The sequence below is a fragment of the Brevundimonas sp. DS20 genome (assembly GCF_001310255.1).
In the GTDB taxonomy this organism is placed as follows: Bacteria; Pseudomonadota; Alphaproteobacteria; order Caulobacterales; family Caulobacteraceae; genus Brevundimonas; species Brevundimonas aurantiaca.
On sequence record NZ_CP012897.1, the window covers coordinates 2,305,637 to 2,322,298 of the forward strand.

15 protein-coding genes and 1 tRNA gene are annotated in these 16,662 nt (G+C 67.9%); 10 read left to right on the plus strand and 6 right to left on the minus strand.

Annotated features, from left to right (window positions below; genetic code table 11):
* Positions 1–1,170, minus strand: coding sequence for an MFS transporter (locus JL11_RS11325; RefSeq protein ID WP_054765751.1), 1,170 nt, complete (start codon positions 1,168–1,170; stop codon positions 1–3).
* Between the two features lie 103 nt (positions 1,171–1,273).
* Here JL11_RS11325 and JL11_RS11330 point away from each other — a divergent pair, with 103 nt between their 5' ends.
* Entirely contained in the window at positions 1,274–2,170 is an 897-nt protein-coding gene (locus tag JL11_RS11330; protein WP_054765752.1) for a LysR family transcriptional regulator, read from the plus strand.
* 62 nt (positions 2,171–2,232) lie between these two features.
* On the opposite strand, the gene JL11_RS17745 is transcribed toward JL11_RS11330, so the two are convergent.
* On the minus strand, positions 2,233–2,517 hold the full coding sequence (locus JL11_RS17745; protein WP_054765753.1) for a hypothetical protein: 285 nt from the start codon (positions 2,515–2,517) through the stop codon (positions 2,233–2,235).
* Between the two features lie 414 nt (positions 2,518–2,931).
* Here JL11_RS17745 and JL11_RS11345 point away from each other — a divergent pair, with 414 nt between their 5' ends.
* A complete protein-coding gene (locus tag JL11_RS11345; protein ID WP_054765755.1) occupies positions 2,932–3,798 on the plus strand; it encodes a 50S ribosomal protein L11 methyltransferase in 867 nt (288 codons plus the stop codon).
* 18 nt (positions 3,799–3,816) lie between these two features.
* Complete coding sequence (locus JL11_RS11350; protein ID WP_054766940.1) at positions 3,817–5,622, plus strand: aminopeptidase P family protein; 1,806 nt, start codon at positions 3,817–3,819, stop codon at positions 5,620–5,622.
* A 2-nt stretch (positions 5,623–5,624) separates the two neighbouring features.
* Here JL11_RS11350 and JL11_RS11355 read toward each other — a convergent pair whose 3' ends face one another.
* A complete protein-coding gene (locus tag JL11_RS11355; protein WP_054765756.1) occupies positions 5,625–7,361 on the minus strand; it encodes a patatin-like phospholipase family protein in 1,737 nt (578 codons plus the stop codon).
* An 85-nt stretch (positions 7,362–7,446) separates the two neighbouring features.
* Here JL11_RS11355 and JL11_RS11360 point away from each other — a divergent pair, with 85 nt between their 5' ends.
* The 5 genes from JL11_RS11360 to JL11_RS11380 all read left to right on the plus strand — a co-directional run bounded on the left by JL11_RS11360 (position 7,447) and on the right by JL11_RS11380 (position 11,391).
* Positions 7,447–8,859 carry an FAD-binding oxidoreductase gene (locus JL11_RS11360; RefSeq protein WP_054765757.1) on the plus strand — a complete coding sequence of 471 codons (1,413 nt, stop codon included), beginning with the start codon at positions 7,447–7,449 and terminating at the stop codon, positions 8,857–8,859.
* 128 nt (positions 8,860–8,987) lie between these two features.
* A complete protein-coding gene (locus JL11_RS11365) occupies positions 8,988–9,587 on the plus strand; it encodes an HAD-IA family hydrolase (protein ID WP_442853658.1) in 600 nt (199 codons plus the stop codon).
* A 115-nt stretch (positions 9,588–9,702) separates the two neighbouring features.
* Positions 9,703–10,992: a dicarboxylate/amino acid:cation symporter gene (locus JL11_RS11370; RefSeq protein WP_054765758.1), complete on the plus strand. Its 1,290-nt coding sequence runs from the start codon at positions 9,703–9,705 to the stop codon at positions 10,990–10,992.
* A 56-nt stretch (positions 10,993–11,048) separates the two neighbouring features.
* Positions 11,049–11,123, plus strand: a tRNA-Val gene (locus tag JL11_RS11375).
* A 55-nt stretch (positions 11,124–11,178) separates the two neighbouring features.
* Entirely contained in the window at positions 11,179–11,391 is a 213-nt protein-coding gene (locus JL11_RS11380) for a hypothetical protein (protein WP_054765759.1), read from the plus strand.
* Positions 11,392–11,474: 83 nt separating this feature from the next.
* Here JL11_RS11380 and JL11_RS11385 read toward each other — a convergent pair whose 3' ends face one another.
* Both JL11_RS11385 and JL11_RS11390 read right to left on the minus strand, forming a co-directional pair.
* Positions 11,475–12,692: an LL-diaminopimelate aminotransferase gene (locus tag JL11_RS11385; RefSeq protein WP_054765760.1), complete on the minus strand. Its 1,218-nt coding sequence runs from the start codon at positions 12,690–12,692 to the stop codon at positions 11,475–11,477.
* Positions 12,693–12,849: 157 nt separating this feature from the next.
* Positions 12,850–13,041 carry a hypothetical protein gene (locus JL11_RS11390; RefSeq protein WP_054765761.1) on the minus strand — a complete coding sequence of 64 codons (192 nt, stop codon included), beginning with the start codon at positions 13,039–13,041 and terminating at the stop codon, positions 12,850–12,852.
* 214 nt (positions 13,042–13,255) lie between these two features.
* Between JL11_RS11390 and JL11_RS11395 the strand changes: the two genes are divergently transcribed.
* The gene (locus JL11_RS11395) at positions 13,256–14,626 is read left to right on the plus strand and encodes a class II 3-deoxy-7-phosphoheptulonate synthase (RefSeq protein ID WP_054765762.1); all 1,371 of its coding nucleotides are present in this window, start codon (positions 13,256–13,258) and stop codon (positions 14,624–14,626) included.
* Here JL11_RS11395 and JL11_RS11400 read toward each other — a convergent pair.
* Positions 14,604–15,815: an FAD-dependent oxidoreductase gene (locus JL11_RS11400; protein WP_054765763.1), complete on the minus strand. Its 1,212-nt coding sequence runs from the start codon at positions 15,813–15,815 to the stop codon at positions 14,604–14,606. The genes JL11_RS11395 and JL11_RS11400 overlap by 23 nt on opposite strands.
* Positions 15,816–16,016: 201 nt before the next feature.
* Between JL11_RS11400 and JL11_RS11405 the strand changes: the two genes are divergently transcribed.
* A complete protein-coding gene (locus tag JL11_RS11405; RefSeq protein WP_054766941.1) occupies positions 16,017–16,592 on the plus strand; it encodes a prephenate dehydratase domain-containing protein in 576 nt (191 codons plus the stop codon).
* The last annotated feature ends 70 nt before the right edge of the window (positions 16,593–16,662 follow it).

Consider the following 16,662-nt stretch of genomic DNA (forward strand, 5'->3'; position numbering starts at 1 on the left):
TCAGCAGGTGGCGGGGGCCGCCACCGCTGTCCGCTTGCGGCTTAGGAAAAGGACCAGCAACAGGCCCAGTCCGGAAGCGACGGCTCCGGCCAAGGACACGGCTGGATAACCGAGGCCTCCTGCGATGACCGCTCCGCCCACGGCCGCGCCGATGGCGTTGCCCAGATTGAAGGCGCCGATGTTCATCGCCGAGGCCAGGTTGGGCGCATCGCCGGCGGCGCCCATGACCCGCACCTGGAGCGGCGGCACCAGGGCGAAGCTGGCGATCCCCCACAGGAAGACCAGGATCGAGGTCGGGACCGCGAACGGCATGGCGACAGCGAAGGCGACCAGTATGGCGGACAGGGAGGCCAGGGTCACGATCAAGGTCCGGTCCACGGACTTGTCCGCGAACTTGCCGCCCAGCCAGTTGCCGAGCGTCAGGCCCAGCCCATAGGTCACCAGCATGGCGGTGACGAAGCCGAGCGAGGCGTGGGTCTGCTCGCGCAGGATAGGGGCGATATAGGTGAAGACGGTGAACATGGCGCTGGAGCCGATCACCGTCAGGGCCAGTGCCGCCAGCACGGAGCCGCGACTGAGGACGCGCAGCTCGGCGGCGGTGTTCCCGCCGGTCGGGGCGGGCAGGTTGGGCAGGGTCAGGCGCAGGGCGGCCATGACCCCCACGCCGATGGCGGCGATGCCCCAGAAGCTGGCGCGCCAGCCCAGGGCGTCGCCGGCCCAGGTCGCCAGGGGCACGCCGACGACATTGGCGATGGTCAGGCCCATGAACATGGCGGCGACGGCGCCCGCCTGACGGTTCGGCGGGACCAGGCCGGCGGCCACGATCGAGCCGACGCCGAAGAAGGCGCCGTGGTTCAGCGAGGTGATCACTCGGGCGACCAGCAGCATCGAATAGTCGGTCGAGATCGCCGACAGCAGATTGCCGACGGTGAAGATGGCGGCGAGACCGATCAGCAGGGCTCGGCGCGGCATGCGGCCTGTGGTCAGGGTCATCAGCGGCGCGCCCAGCATGACGCCCAGGGCATAGGCGCTGATCAGCAGGCCGGCCGTGGGAATGGAGACGCCGAGATCGGTGGCGATGACGGGGAGGAGGCCCATCGGGGCGAACTCGGTCACGCCGATACCGAAGGCGCCGGCGGCGAGGGCGAGCAGGGGAGGATTGAGTTTCATGGTTGTCCTTCGGCGATGTCCTTGTCCAGGCGCACAGATGGACGGCGATCCGCGCGAGCGTTAGGCAGGCTTCAGGCCAAAGATTTTTGATCTAGACGCACAGATGCAGACAACCGGCGTGGACCGCGCGAGAGAGATGGAAGTGTTTGCTGCGGTGGCGCAGAGCGGCAGTTTTTCGGCCGCAGGCCGTATGCTGGATTTGACGCCGTCAGCGGTCAGCCGGACCATCGACCGGATCGAGGCGCGGCTGGGCGTGCGGCTGATGCTGCGGACCACGCGGGTGCTGACGCTGACGGCGGAGGGCCAGACCTATCTGGCGGCGGCGCGTCGGATCCTGGCCGATCTGGACGATGCCGAGCGGGTCATCTCCGACCAAGGGGCGCCGCGCGGACGGGTCAGGGTCAGCGCGTCCCTGGCCCACGGTCGCCAGCGTGTCGTGCCCCTGCTGGGCGAGTTCGCCCGCCTGTATCCGCATATACTAATCGACTTCAACCTGACCGAAGTCGTGGTCGATGTGGCGGCGGGCCAGGCCGATGTCGCCATCCGGTTCGGACCGCTGGCCGACAGTCCGCTGACGGCGCGCCGACTGGGCGAGACGGGGCGGACCATTGTCGCCTCGCCGGAGTATCTGGCGCGACGGGGCGCGCCGCAGGTCCCGGAGGATCTGCACGATCACGACTGTCTGAACTTCAATTTCCGTCGGGCCGAGCCGGTCTGGCCCTTCCGGCGCGACGGCCGGGATTACGCCCTGACGGTGAGGGGACCGATCGAGGCCAACAATGGCGAGACGCTGACGCAGCTGGCGCTGGCCGGCGTTGGGGTGACGCGAGTGGGCAATTTCAGCGTGGCGGACGCCATCGAAACGGGGCGGCTTGTCCCGCTGCTGGAAGCCTTTAATCCTGGTGATCGCGAGCCGATCCACGCCGTCTTTGTGGGCGGCGCCAATATGCCGGCTCGGGTAAGGGTCTTCGTGGACTTTCTGGCGGAACGGCTGCGCTGAACCGGAAATCGCCGGACGAGCGGACCCGTCCGGCGAGCTTCAGTCTCGACTGCGATTTGAACTCAGCGCTTGCCGAAGATCAGATCGCCCAGCTTGGCGAAGAAGCTCTTTTCTTCCGCCTTCGGCGCGGCGGCCGGGGTCGGAGCGGCGGGCTTGGGCGTTTCGACCGGCTTCGGCGCCGGAGCGGCGGCGGCCGGCGCAACGACCGGAGCGGGCGTCGGCGCAGCGACGACGGCCGGGGCGGCAGGCTTGGGCGCAGCGGCCTTGGCGGCCGGCTTCGCGGCTGTGGTCTTGGCGGCGGGCTTGGCTGCAGCGGGCATGGACGCCTTGGGCGCAGCGGCCTTCACCGGCGCAGCCTTGGCGGCCGGAGCGGCCTTGGGTTTGGCGGCCGCCTTCGGTGCGGCCTTGGGCGCAGCGGTCTTCGCAGCGGCGGCCTTGGCGGCCGGCTTCGCGGCCGGGCCTTGGGCGCGGGCTTGGGGGCCGCAGCCTTGGGGGCGGCCGTCTTGGCCGCAGGCTTCGCAGCGGCGGGCTTGGTCGCCTTGGGCGCGGCGGTTTTCTCGGCGACGGCCTTCACAGCGCTCGACTTCGGCGCGGCTTTAGGCTTGGAAGCGGCGGTCGCCGGTTTCGGCGACGCAGGTTTAGACGTAGACGGTGACTTGGCCATGTATTCCCCGACCCCTCGGTTAGTTAAAAAGCCCGGCGGCGTCGGGAGGACGAAGCGCCGGATCGCAACGATTCGCCATCTTAGCGGTGTTTGAGAAATGTCCGAGTCCGCAGTTCAGATAATCGCACGCGGTTCGCGCGACAGCGCCGAGGCCGCCGCCGCCGCCATCGACGCCGATCCCATGCTGGAGGGGGCGACCTATTCCATCCTGGAGGAGGACGAGGATCGCAATCTCTGGCGTATCGACGCCTTCCCGACGACCGAGGACGAGGTCGAGGGTCTGAAGGCGACCCTGGCCGACTACGCCGTGACCGTCACGGTCGAGAAGCTGGCCGACGCCGACTGGCTGGCCATGTCGCTGTCGGGCCTGCCGCCGGTGCGGGCCGGGCGCTTCTTCGTCTATGGGGCCCATGACGAGGGACGGGTTCCGCCGAACGCCGTCAATCTGAAGATCGACGCCGGCGCCGCCTTCGGCACCGGCCACCACGGCACGACGGTCGGCTGTCTGGAAGCCTTCGACGACCTGCTGAAGCGGGAGCGGTTCGAGCGGGTGCTGGACGTCGGCTGCGGCACGGGCGTCCTGGCGATCGCGGCGGCCCGCACCGGCAGCCGGATCGCCATCGGCACCGACATCGACGCCCCTTCGGTGCGGATCGCCAATGAGAACGCCGCCCTGAACCAGGCCCACGCCAGCTTCGTCCACGCCTCGGGCCTGAACGACCAGCGGGTGAGAAAGCACGGACCCTATGATCTGGTCTTCGCCAACATCCTGGCCCCGCCGCTGGTGGCCCTGTCGCAGGACATCAAGACGGCGCTGAGCCTGGGCGGGGTCGCCATACTGTCGGGCCTGCTGCGGACCCAGGAACGTCGGGTGACGGCGGCCTATACGTCGCGCGGATTCCGTCTGGAGAAGCGCATCCATCACGACGCCTGGAGCGCCCTGGTGCTGCGGCGAATGGGCTGAGGAACGAGAGACGAGATGATGCGCCAGACCTTCGACGAGACCACCGATCCGTCCTTCGGGGCCAAACACCTGCCGCTGTTGCGCGCCGAGATGGCCAAGCAGGGGCTGGACGGCTTCCTGATCCCGCACGAGGACGAACACCAGAACGAATATCTGCCCGACGCCAACGAGCGGCTGGCCTGGGCCACCGGCTTCAACGGCTCGGCCGGGGCGGCCGTGGTGTTCCAGGACCGGGCCAGCATGTTCACCGACGGCCGCTATACGGTGCAGGTCAAGGTCCAGACCGATCCGGCCCTGTTCGAACGGCGCGACCTGAACGACGTCGCCGCCTATCTGGAAACGGCCAAGCCCGGCCAGGTAATCGGCTATGATCCGCGTCTGCACAGCCCGGACGCCCTGGTCCCGCTGAAGGCGGCGGCCCAGAAGGCGGGGGCGGAGCTGAAGCCGGTCGAGGCCAATCCGCTGGACCTGGCCTGGGGGGCGGATCGTCCGGCCCAGCCGACCGCCCCGGTCGTCCCGCACGAAGATGTCTATTCCGGCGAGGCCCATGCGGCGAAGCGGGCGCGGATCGGTCGGGCCGTGGCGGACGCCGGCGCCGAGGCCGTGGTTCTGACCGCGCCCATGTCGATCGCCTGGCTGTTCAATGTGCGCGGCGGCGACGTGATCCGCTCGCCGTTGCCGATCGGCCAGGCCGTGCTGGAGGCCGACGGCAAGGCGCGCCTGTTCCTCGATCCGGCCAAGGTGACCAATAAACTGCCCGGCTGGCTGGGCGACGAGGTCCAGCTGGAGGCGCCCGAGCGGCTGGGCGAGGCGCTGGATGGTCTGGCCGGCAAGAAGGTGATGATCGATCCCGCCCTGTCGTCCGCCTGGTATTTCGACCGGCTGGAGCAGGCGGGGGCGACGGTGGTGCGGGCCATGGACCCCTGCGCCGTTCCGCGGGCCGCCAAGAACGCGGTCGAGATCGAGGGGAGCCGACGCGCCCATATCCGCGACGGCGCCGCCCTGGCCAACTTCCTGCACTGGGTCGACACGGTCGCCCAGCAGACCCTGCCGGACGAGCGCGAGGTGGTGGAGACCCTGGAGCGGTTCCGCGAGGCGACGGGCGCCCTGAAGGACCTGAGTTTCGACACCATCGCCGGGGCCGGGCCGAACGGCGCCCTGCCGCATTACAAGCCGGTCGGGGCCACGATCCGCAAGATCGAGAAGGGCTCCCTGCTGCTGGTGGACGGCGGGGGCCAGTATTTGGACGGGACGACCGACGTGACCCGCACCATGGCGGTGGGCGAGCCGACGGCGGACCAGCGTCACAAGTTCACCCTGGTGCTGAAGGCCCATATCGCCATGGCGACCATCCGCTTCCCGGCGGGGACCAGCGGCATGGCGCTGGACGCCATAGCGCGGGCGCCGATGTGGGCGGCGGGGCTGGATTACGACCATGGGACCGGCCACGGCGTCGGCTCCTATCTGGGCGTCCACGAGGGGCCGCAGCGGATCGCCAAATGGGGCACCAGCCAGCCGCTGCTGGAGGGGATGATCCTGTCCAACGAGCCCGGCTATTACCGCGAGGGCCATTGGGGCGTCCGCATCGAGACCCTGCAGGTGGTGACGCCGGCCGTGGTTCCCGAGGGCGGAGAGCGGCCGATGCACGGGTTCGAACAGCTGACCTTCGCCCCGATCGACCGCAAGCTGATCGACGTCGATCTGCTGACCCCGGACGAGCGGGCCTATGTCGACGCCTATCACGCCGAGACCCTGGCCAAGGTCGGCCCCCTGGTCGAGGGCGAGGTGCGGGCCTGGCTGGAACAGGCCTGCGCCCCGCTCTGAACTTACAGGTCGAAGGCGCGGGATCGCCGCCGCAGGTGGGTGACGGGAACGGGCAGGTCCGCCAGGGCCGCCCGGGTCGCCGCGTAGCCTGAGGCGACCGGCTCCTCATAGGCCTTCCAGTCGCGGATGTCGGTCCCGCCGGTTCGCGGCAGGATCAGGACGTCGGCGGCGGCGCGCGACTGCTCCATCTCGGCGTCGGTGGTGATGGTGGCCGAGCGCATCAGGATGGAGACGATGGGCGGGCCGGCCTTCCAGGCGCCCGACAGCACCCATTTCCACCAGGAGGGGGGATTCTCCAGGGCGGCCGGATCGACGCCGCGGGTCTGGGACATGTCCACGCCGATGATGGGGCCGTTGTTCAGCTGGCGCATCACGCTGGTGGGGAAGTTCTTCAGCACCGCCCCGTCCACCAGAACCTGGCCGTCCATGACCACGGGCGGAAGGACGCCGGGAATGGCGATCGAGGCGCGCATGGCCCGGCGCATCAGGCCCGCGCGATGAACCTCGATCCGGCCGGACGTCAGGTTGGAGGAGACGCAGAAGAAGGGCAGGCAGAGATCGGCCAGATCGGTGTCGCCATAGGCCCGCTCCAGCAGCCGGGCCACCTTGCGGGCGCGCGACATGGCGATGATGGGAAAGGCCAGGTCGGACAAGGGGTCGGATTCGACGAAGGCGCGACGGATCTCGAAGTCCAGCCGCTCGAACGACCAGCCCATGGCCGGTCCGGCCGCCACCACCGCCCCCATGGAGGCGCCCCCGACGAAGTCGATGGGGACCCGGGCCTCCTCCAGGGCCTTGATCGCCCCCATGTGGCAATAGGCCCGCGCCCCGCCGCCCGATAGGACCAGGCCGACCGCCGTGCCCGTGATGACGCGGGCCATGCGGTCTGAATCGGTCTCGACTCCCTCGACGCAATGGAACCAGCGGTCCGGCTGGAGCACATTGAGCCAGACGCGAGTGTTGGCCGGCCGGTTCATGCGCGGATCGCGCAGCAGGATCAGATCGGTCAGACGCCGGCCGTCGCCGAAGCCCATACGCCGGGGCAGATCCGACGGCGGGGCCAGAAGCCCGCTGCCGACGATGAACAGGCGATCGACCTGGCGGGCGCACAGCTCGGCCCAGGCCTTCTGGTCCAGTTCGGCGACATAGAGGACATAGTCGTGGTCGTCCTCGACCCGGCTGAACCATTCGGCGGCCGAGCTGAGAGCCGACTGATCGATCACCTTGCAGGTGAAGCCCATGGCCTGGACGCCCGCCGCGATCCGTTCGACGAAGGCGCGGATCGGGCGCGGGCGGGCCGAGACGAAGCCGAAGACGCTGGGCTCGGCGGCGCCCACGGCCCGCTCGCGGGCGCGATGGATCATCAGGCGCGACAGTTCGACCAGCAGATCCGGCTCGGATCGAGCGGCGTCGAAGAAGGCTTCGCGCGGCAGGGCCAGGATTTCGGTGTCGCGCAGGGCGACCACGTCCGCGGTGTGCGGGGTGCCGGCCACCATGGCCATTTCGCCGACCGGCTCTCCGGGCCGGATGACGCCGACCAGCTGGGGCGGCTGATCCGTCTCGACGTGAAACACCCCCAGCCGGCCCGAGCGGACCAGATAGAGGGTGTCGGACGGATCGCCCGCCGCAAACAGCCGCTCGCCCCCGGTCAGGGCGAACCAACTGGCGCGATCGATCATCGGTCCTTCGAAGATGCGCGCCAGGGCGACGGCCAGGGTGTCGGGACGAAGCGGAGCCATGGCGTCTTGTACGGCAGATAAGGGAGGAGGTGAAATGGCGCGAAAACGCCTTTCAACCGATCGCGACGCCTGACAAAAGGGGCGAATGCCCCACGCCATTCCCTCGACCGCTGTCCTCGACGCGCTGAAGGCCGCCCTCGGCCCTGGCGGCTGGACCCAGGATCCAGAGGTCATCGCCCCGTCCCTGACGGAGTGGCGAAACCGCTGGACGGGTCATACGCCTATTCTGCTGACGCCGCGCTCGACCGAGGAAACCGCCAAGGCGATCGCCATCTGCGCCCAGTCAGGCGTGGCCGTCACCCCCCAGGGCGGGGGCACGGGCCTGGTCGGGGGACAGATCCCGTTCGGCGAGGTGTTGTTGTCCCTCAAGAAGATACGGGCAGTGCGCGACGTGACCCCCTTGGACGACGCCATGACGGTGGAGGCGGGTCTGACCCTGCTGGAGGCCCAGCAGGCGGCGGCGGCGGCCGGACGGGCCTTTCCGCTCAGCCTGGCGGCCGAAGGCTCGGCGACGATCGGGGGGGTGATCTCCACCAACGCCGGCGGCACCCAGGTGCTGCGCTACGGCATGATGCGGGACCTGGTCCTGGGCCTGGAGGCGGTCCTGCCGAACGGCGAGATCTTTCACGGTCTGAAGCGGCTGCGAAAGGACAATACCGGCTATGATCTCAAGCAGTTGCTGATTGGTGCGGAGGGCACCCTGGGCGTCGTCACTGCGGCCACCCTGAAGCTGTTTCCGATCATGCGGTCACGCGCGGTCGCCGTGGTCGCCCTGGAAACGGCTGCGGCGTCCATCGAATTGCTCGCCCGCGCCAAGGCTGAGACCGGCGGCGGGGTCGAGGCCTTTGAGTTGATGAAACGTCTGGGCATGGAGCTGGTGCTAAAGAACATCCCCGACACCCGCGAACCGCTGGACACGACGCCGAATTGGTATGTGTTGATCGAGATCGCGTCCGGGACGGCGGGGGGCGCCGAGGCCCAGATGGAGCGGCTGCTGGAAGTCGCCTTTGAGGAGGGGCTGATCACCGACGCCGCCATAGCGCAGAACGATGCGCAACGCGCCGCCTTCTGGCGGCTGCGTGAAGAGCATTCAGCGGCCCTGAAGCCCGAGGGCGGCGGGTGGAAACACGATGTCTCCGTCCCGATCAGCCGCATCGCCGAATTCATCGACGAGGCCACAGCGGCCGTCGAGCGCTTCCATCCCGGCGCCCGTGTCTCGGTGTTCGGCCACGTCGGCGACGGCAATCTGCACTACGACATCCTGCCCGGCGTCGGCGAGGATGTGGCGGCCTTTATCGGCCGCTGGAAAGAGGGCTCGCAGGTCGTTCACGACGTCGTCGGGCGTTACGACGGCTCAATCTCGGCCGAACACGGCCTGGGTCGGCTGAAGACCGAAGAGGTCAAACGCTACAAGTCGCCGCTGGAGATCGAGACCATGGCCGCCATCCGACGCGCCATCGATCCGCAGCGGATCATGAACCCCTCAGTTCTCTTCTAGACGGACAGGGCGACGATGAGCCTGCGTGACCTGGACGGCTGGACCGTCCTCTTCGATCTGGACGGCACCCGGGCGATTCCGCTCCGGATCTGGTTGGAACCCTGAACCGTCTGCTGGTCGAGGAGGGATTGCCCCCTGCGCGACCCGAAGCGGCGAGGACCTTGATCGGCTCGGGCGCGCGCGCCCTGTTGGCGCATGGGTTCGAGGCGGCCGGCGCCGATGTGGAACGGGCCCGGTCCGATGCGCTCTTTGAGCGGTTCCTGGTCGATTACACCGCCCATATCGCCGACGGCTCGCGGGCGTTCGAGGGTGTCGTCGAGACCTTGGAACGCCTGGCCGAACGCGGCGCAGTCTTGGCGGTCGCCACCAACAAGCGGTCGGACCTGTCTGAACTGTTGCTGGACCGGCTTGATCTTCGCCGCCATTTCCTGGCCGTCGCCGGCCCCGATCGGGTCAGCGCGCGCAAACCCTCGGGCGCGCATCTGAAAGAGGCTGTGGCGATGGCGGGCGGTGACCCGGCCCGCGCGATCATGGTCGGCGACGCCGCGCCCGACGCCGAGGCGGCCCGCGACGCCGACATGCCCTGCATCCTGACCACCTTCGGCTACACGCCCGTGCCGGTGGACACCCTGGGCGGAGACGTCCTGATCGACGCCTTCGAAGACGTGGAAGAGGCGATCGACGGCATTCTGGCCGAGTTTTACGTAAGGCGGGCCCTTAAGGTCTGAAAGAGCTGCGCTTAAGCCTGTACGCAGGAAAACTGCGCCACGTTCGGGGACGACGACGGTTGCGGAACGGGGGGGCGATGGACAGATTGGCCCATCCCAGCCGAAAGCCCCCTTCATGATCTCCCGCTTCTTCCAGATTCCGCTTTGGCAGCGCACCTTCGCGGGCCTCGCCCTGGGGGTGATCGCCGGCCTGATTCTGCGTGAACGCGCCGAGACCTGGCTGCAGCCGATCGGCGACGTCTATCTGAACCTGATCCGCATGGTGGTGGCGCCCCTGGTGCTGTTCACCATCGCCAGCTCGATCGCCAAGTTGGGAGAAGGGGCGGGGGCCGTCCGCCTGGGCGTGCGCACCCTCGTCTGGTTCGCGATCACGTCGCTGCTGGCCGTGCTGGTCGGTTTCGCCTTCGGCCATCTGATCAATCCGGGCGTGGGCCTGTCGAACCTGCCGCTGGGCGAGGTCAAGGAAAGGGTCATTCCGACGCCGCTGGAGGTGCTGATCGGCGTCGTCCCCACCAATCCCTTCGCCGCCTTGGCCGAAGGGAAGGTGTTGCAGATCATCTTCTTCTCCGCCCTGGTCGGCATGGCTCTGGTCGCGCTGGGCGACCGGGCCCAGGGCGTGCGGCGACTGGTGGACGAGGGGGCGGCCGTCATATTCCGCATCACCCGCTGGGTGATCCAGTTGACCCCCATCGGCGTCTTCGGCCTGATCGGCTCCGTCGTCGGCGGCTATGGCTGGGAGGCGCTTCTGCCCCTGCTGAAGTTTATCGGCGCCATCTACGCCGCCTGCCTGTTCCACATACTGGTCGTCTATTCGGGGCTGCTGAAGCTCCACGGCCTGAAGGTCGTCAGCTTCTTCCGCGGCGCCTTCGCGGCCCAGCAGACGGCCTTCGCCACCTCGTCGTCGCTCGGCACCCTGCCGATCACCTTGCGTCAGACGGTCGAGCGGCTGGGCGTGCCCCAGGCTTACGCCGCCTTCGCCGTGCCTCTGGGCGCCAATGTGAAGATGGACGGGTGCGGCGCCATCTATCCCGCCATCGCCTCGATCTTCATCGCCCAATATTTTCAGATCGACCTGACCCTGACCCAATACATACTGATCGGCCTGACTGCGGTCTTGGGCTCGCTGGGGACGGCGGGGGTTCCGGGAACCTCGATCGTCATGCTGACCCTGACCCTGTCCACCGCCGGCCTGCCGCTGGAAGGCATCGGCTATATCGTCGCCATCGACCGGGTCATCGACATGATGCGGACGGCGACGAACGTGACCGGTCAGATGCTGGTCCCGGTCTTGGTGGCCAGGGAGGAAGGCATTCTGAACGTCGATATCTATGACGGCCACGTGGCCTGGCTGCCCGGCGATCCGGAGGCGGAGACGCCCGAAGCCGTTCAGGCGGCCGGAATCTGAAACGGACGCTTGCGCCGCGCGAGCGACCGGGCTATGTCGCCGCCTCCGCAAGGCATGGATGCGTAGCTCAGCGGGAGAGCACCTCGTTCACACCGAGGGGGTCACAGGTTCAATCCCTGTCGCATCCACCATCTTTTCCCTCATAGACGCCTTGCAGCCCAGCTTGCGAACGCGACGAGAGTGTCGATGCCGCAGATCAACGACACGGTTCATATCCGCTTCTCGCTCAGAGGTTTGGGCGGGCCCTTCTGGCAGACAAACGCCACCATCGCCTCGATCGGCCAGGGGGTGGCGCTGCTGGACGGTCTGGACCGGCAGGTTCCGGCGGCCGTGACGGAGCTGAAGCGCGCCGGGCCGAACCGCTGGACCCTGGACTGGGAAGTCAGAAGCCGGCCTTAGAGCCTGATCGGTTGAAGTGGAATCGCTTCGCGATTCCGCCGAAACCGTGAATCAGGCTCCAGATTAAAGCGAGAGCCTGATCCTCAGACGTCCGGCACGTCGCGTCCCGGCGGCACATTGACGCCCATCGACTTCAGATAGGTCTTGATGTTGCGCGCGGCCTGACGGATCCGATGCTCGTTCTCGACCAGGGCGATCCGCACGAAGCCCTCGCCGTTCTCGCCGTAGCCGACGCCCGCCGCCACCGCGACCTTGGCGTGGGTCAACAGTTGCTTGGAGAACTCCAGACTTCCCAGGTGGGCGAGGGCGGGGGGCACGGGCGCCCAGGCGAACATGGAAGCGGCGGGCTTGGGGATGTCCCACCCCGCCCGCGCGAAACTGTCGATCAGGACGTCACGGCGGCGATGATACAGGGCGCGGTTCTGATCCACGATGTCCTGCGGACCGTTCAGGGCCGCGACAGCGGCCGCCTGGATCGGCGTATAGGCGCCGTAGTCGAGATAGGACTTCACCCGCGCCATGGCGGCGATCAGCTTGCGATTGCCGACGGCGAAGCCGATGCGCCAGCCGGCCATGCTGTAGGTCTTTGACAGGGAGGTGAACTCGATCGCAACGTCCTTGGCGCCCGGCACCTGCAGGATCGAGACGGTCGGCTTGCCGTCGTAATAGAGTTCGGAATAGGCCAGGTCGCTGATGATCCAGAGGTCATTGGCCTTGGCGAAGGCGACGACCCGCTCATAGAAGGCCAGATCGACCGTCTCCGCCGTCGGGTTCGACGGATAGTTCATCACCAGAACCTTGGGGCGCGGCACCGTATAGGCCATGGCCCGCTCCAGCGCCTCGAAATAGCGCTCGTCCGGCGTCGTCGGCACGCTGCGGATGGCGGCGCCCGCTATGATGAAGCCGAAGGTGTGGATCGGATAGGAGGGGTTCGGCGCCAGGACGACGTCACCCGGTTCGGTGATGGCGGTTGCCAGACTGGCCAGACCCTCCTTGGAGCCCATGGTGACGATCACCTCGGTCTCGGGGTCGAGATCGACGCCGAAACGCCGGCCGTAATAGTTCGCCTGGGCGCGGCGCAGTCCGGGTATGCCCTTGGAGGAGGAATAGCCGTGGGCGTCCGGCTTGCGCGCCACTTCGCACAGTTTGTCGATGACGTGCGGCGGCGGCGGCAGGTCCGGATTGCCCATGCCGAGGTCGATGACGTCCTCGCCGGCCTGACGGGCGGCGGCTCGCATGGCGTTGGTCTCCGCGATCACATACGGAGGCAGGCGCTTCATGCGATAGAATTCTTCGGACATCGGTCTTTGTGGGTGGAAGATGAAAGGGGGGCGCAAGCGATGCCACCGATGCGCGCTTCATGAAACAGAAAGATGAAGGCCGTCGGGCTTTATCCGCCAAAAACTTGTGACACAGCCTCTCTCGGGCTGCTCCTACGCAAGAAGCTTGCGAGCCGGCCTAGCCGATGAAGACGCGCGGCTCCTCGCCGATACGCGCGGGCGTCGGAGAGCGGTTCTGAGGGCCTCGCCGCCGCCGTACATAGTCGGACAGGCCGCGCACCTCGGCCTCGGCGACCCCGTCGCGCTCCATCAGCCGACGCACGATGGGATCTGACAGCATCTCGTCCAGGGTCAGGTCGTAAGACGTCATGGCGCATCTCCGGCTCACGGTTCGTCCCCCTCCGACGAGATGGGGCGGCCCCGTCAGGACGCCAGAGCCAGATGGCGATGTCGTGGAAATTTCACGGTCCGGGCGCGCCAAAACGGCGCCTTTTCCGGCGCCGCCGGCCGAGAATCGGGTCTCCGCCGCAATATCTGTTCGTCTTTTCGTTGTTCCTGCGGCGGCAAGGCCCTATTCTTGCCCGATGACACGCTGGACCCCCGAAAGCTGGAGAACCAAGACCGCCCTGCACATGCCGGCGGACTATCCAGACCCGCAAGCCTTGGCCCTGGTCGAGGACGAACTGCGCGCCCTGCCGCCGCTCGTCTTCGCCGGCGAGGCGCGACGCCTGACGTCGAAACTCTCGCAGGTCGAGCGGGGCGAGGCCTTCCTGCTCCAGGGCGGCGACTGCGCCGAGAGCTTCAAGGAGTTCTCGACCGACAACATCCGCGACACCTTCCGCCTGATCCTGCAGATGGCCGTGGTCCTGACCTTCGCGGGGCGCAAGCCGGTCGTGAAGGTGGGGCGGATCGCCGGCCAGTTCGCCAAGCCGCGCTCTTCGCCTCTGGAAGAGATCGACGGCGTCGAACTGCCCAGCTACCGCGGCGACATCATCAACGGCATGGGCTTCACGGCCGAAGAGCGCATGCCCGACCCCCAGCGTCTGATCCGGGCCTACAACCAGTCGGCCTCGACCCTGAATCTGCTGCGCGCCTTCGCGGGGGGCGGCTACGCCGACCTGTACAACATCCATCGCTGGACCCTGGGCTTTGCGGGCGACAACGCCGCCGGCGCCCAGTACCGCGAGCTGGCCGACAAGATCACCGAGGCCCTGGCCTTCATGGAGGCGGTCGGCGTCACGCCCGAGACCCATCCGGATCTGAGCCGGGTCGAGGTCTTCACCAGCCACGAGGCCCTTCTCCTGAACGTCGAGAGCGCCCTGACGCGGCTGGACGGCGGTTCGGGCGAATGGTTCGACACCTCGGCCCACATGCTGTGGATCGGCGAACGCACGCGCCAGCTGGACGGCGCCCATGTCGAGTTCATGAAGGGGATCAAGAACCCCATCGGCGTGAAGTGCGGCCCGACCATGACGGCCGACGACCTTCTGCCCCTGATCGACGTCCTGAACCCGGACAATGTCTCGGGCCGACTGACGCTGATCGGCCGCTTCGGTCACGACAAGGTCGGCGAGCGCCTGCCCAAGCTCATGCGCGAAGTGAAGGCCTCGGGCCGCAAGGTCATCTGGTCCATCGACCCGATGCACGGCAACACCCTAAAAGCCGGCAACGGCTACAAGACCCGGCCGTTCGACCGGATCCTCAGCGAGGTGCGGACCTTCATCGACGTGGCGGAGGCGGAAGGGGTGCACCCCGGCGGCGTCCACCTCGAGATGACCGGCCAGAACGTCACCGAGTGCATCGGCGGGGCCCAGGCCGTGACCGAGGACGACCTGTCCAACCGCTACCACACCCATTGCGACCCGCGCCTGAACGCCGACCAGGCGCTGGAGCTGGCTTTCCTGGTGGCCGAGCGGTTGAAGTCGGGCCGGATCAGCCGCTCGGAAGCCGCCTGATCGACGGGAACAACGGGGCGACGAGGCCGATGGTCGCGTTCGCCTCGGCCTGGTCCGGCGTCTCGTCGTCGATGCCGACGCCGTTCATGTCGTTGCGCGTGGCCTGAACCACGATCCCGTCCGGTCGCGACAGCACGGTCACGCCCCGGAAATGCAGGCCGTAGTTGGCCTCGGGCTGGGGCGCGAGCCAGGCGATCTGGCCGCGCACTGGGATCATCTCCTTGTCCTCGAACAGGGCCTTAGCGCCATAGCCGGTGCAGTTGACGACGATCTTCTCGAGCAGGGCCGTCAGATCCGCCGGCGTGTTGAAGGCGCGGGTCTCGATCCGGCCGCCCTGGCTCAGAAACTCGGTCTCCAACCGGTGCGCCAGTTCGGCGACGTTGAACTGCATGGCGCTGACCATCCGGGTCTCCCCAACCGGAAAGGGCGAGGCGGAAGCGGGCAGGGGGATGGATCGCGGCGCCAGCCCGTCCAGCCTGTATTCGGCGAATCGGATCGGCTTTATCCCAGGCGCGGTAAGGATCGGCGGCGGTTCGACCGTACGCGGCAGGTCGGCCGCGCCCGACAGCATATAGCGGTCGCTGAAGACGACCGGATCGCCTTCTGTCCCCAGATAGGTTTGGTGAGTGGCGTAGGTCTCGCGCGCCATCTGTTCCCAAAGGGCGGGGAAGTCAGCCGCGACGCGATCAGCGTCGGCGATGCGGCTGTCCGGCGTCCAACTGCCTGTGGCGCGCATGGATCGGGTGAAGGCGGCGCGTTCGCGCGCATAGATGGTCACCCGCGCGCCCATGCGCTGAAGCTGGAGCGCCGACGTCAAGCCGAGGGCGCCGCTGCCGATCACCGCGACCACGGGCGGACCGCCCGCCAGACCCGCCAGGGCCATGGCCTTGCGCGCTGCGATAGCGCTGGAGCCCCAGGACAAAGACCAGCCGCTGCCGCCGTGGCCATAGTTGTGAACCACCTTGGTCTCGCCGACCGCCTCCACGTTCAGGCGCGGGCCTGTCGGGCGAAAAGGACGGGTGCAGACGGTGATGCGTATGATCCGCTCGGGCGTCATCAGGATCGGCGCGATCCGGCGCGGGGCGAACCCTGTCGTCGGCAGGACGGCAGGCGTCGGCGCGCAGCCTGCAAGGGCTCCCGCCAGGCCCGTCAACACGGCCCGACGGTTGGAGCTGGTGATGAGGGACATGAGCGGCTCCGGAAGATGCGAACTGCGACGCTACCCGCACCATGCGCGGCCCGAAAGCACCCCACGATCACATTCGGCTTGTGGGGACGAAAGCGGCGCCGCAGATACGGCGCGAAACGGTCACGGCTCGGACAACTATGCTCCGTCTGATCGGCGGCCAGCAAAGGGAAGGCTTTCGGCGGTCCGTCGGAAGTGATGAATATGGACAAGCCAACACAGCAAGACGACAACCCCGGTCGGGTCGCCTATCAGGGCGCGCCCGGCGCCTTCAGTCATGAGGCCTGCACGGCCCTTCGCCCCTGGGACGAGGCTGTGCCGTTCGAGACCTTCGCCGAGGCCATCGCAGCCCTGAAGGGCGGCGACTGCGACTGCGCCCTGATCCCGGTCGAGAACTCCTCCATCGGCGTGGTCGAACCCGCCGCGACCCTGGTGCGCGACTCCGGCCTTCGCGTGGTCGCCGAAGCCTGGCGGCCGATCCGCCACGCCCTGATGGGACTGGACGGCGCGCGCATCGCCGATCTGAAGCGGGTGCTCAGCCACCCCATCGCCCTGGCTCAGTGCGAACGGACACTGAAGGGCCTGAAGCTGAACGTGGTCGAGCATTTCGACACCGCCGGCGCCGCCCGCGACGTCGCCGAGGCGGGCGATCCGACCCAGGCGGCCATTGCGCCGGTAGGGGCCGCCGAGGTCTATGGCCTGTCGATCCTGCGCAACGATCTTCAGGATTCCAGCAATAACCGGACGCGTTTCGTCCTCCTGGGGGCCGATAGGGCTTGACGGCGCACGGTCTTTGCGTGCTTTAAGGCCGCTCGGATCGCGAACGATCCGCATAACCGGACCCGGACCC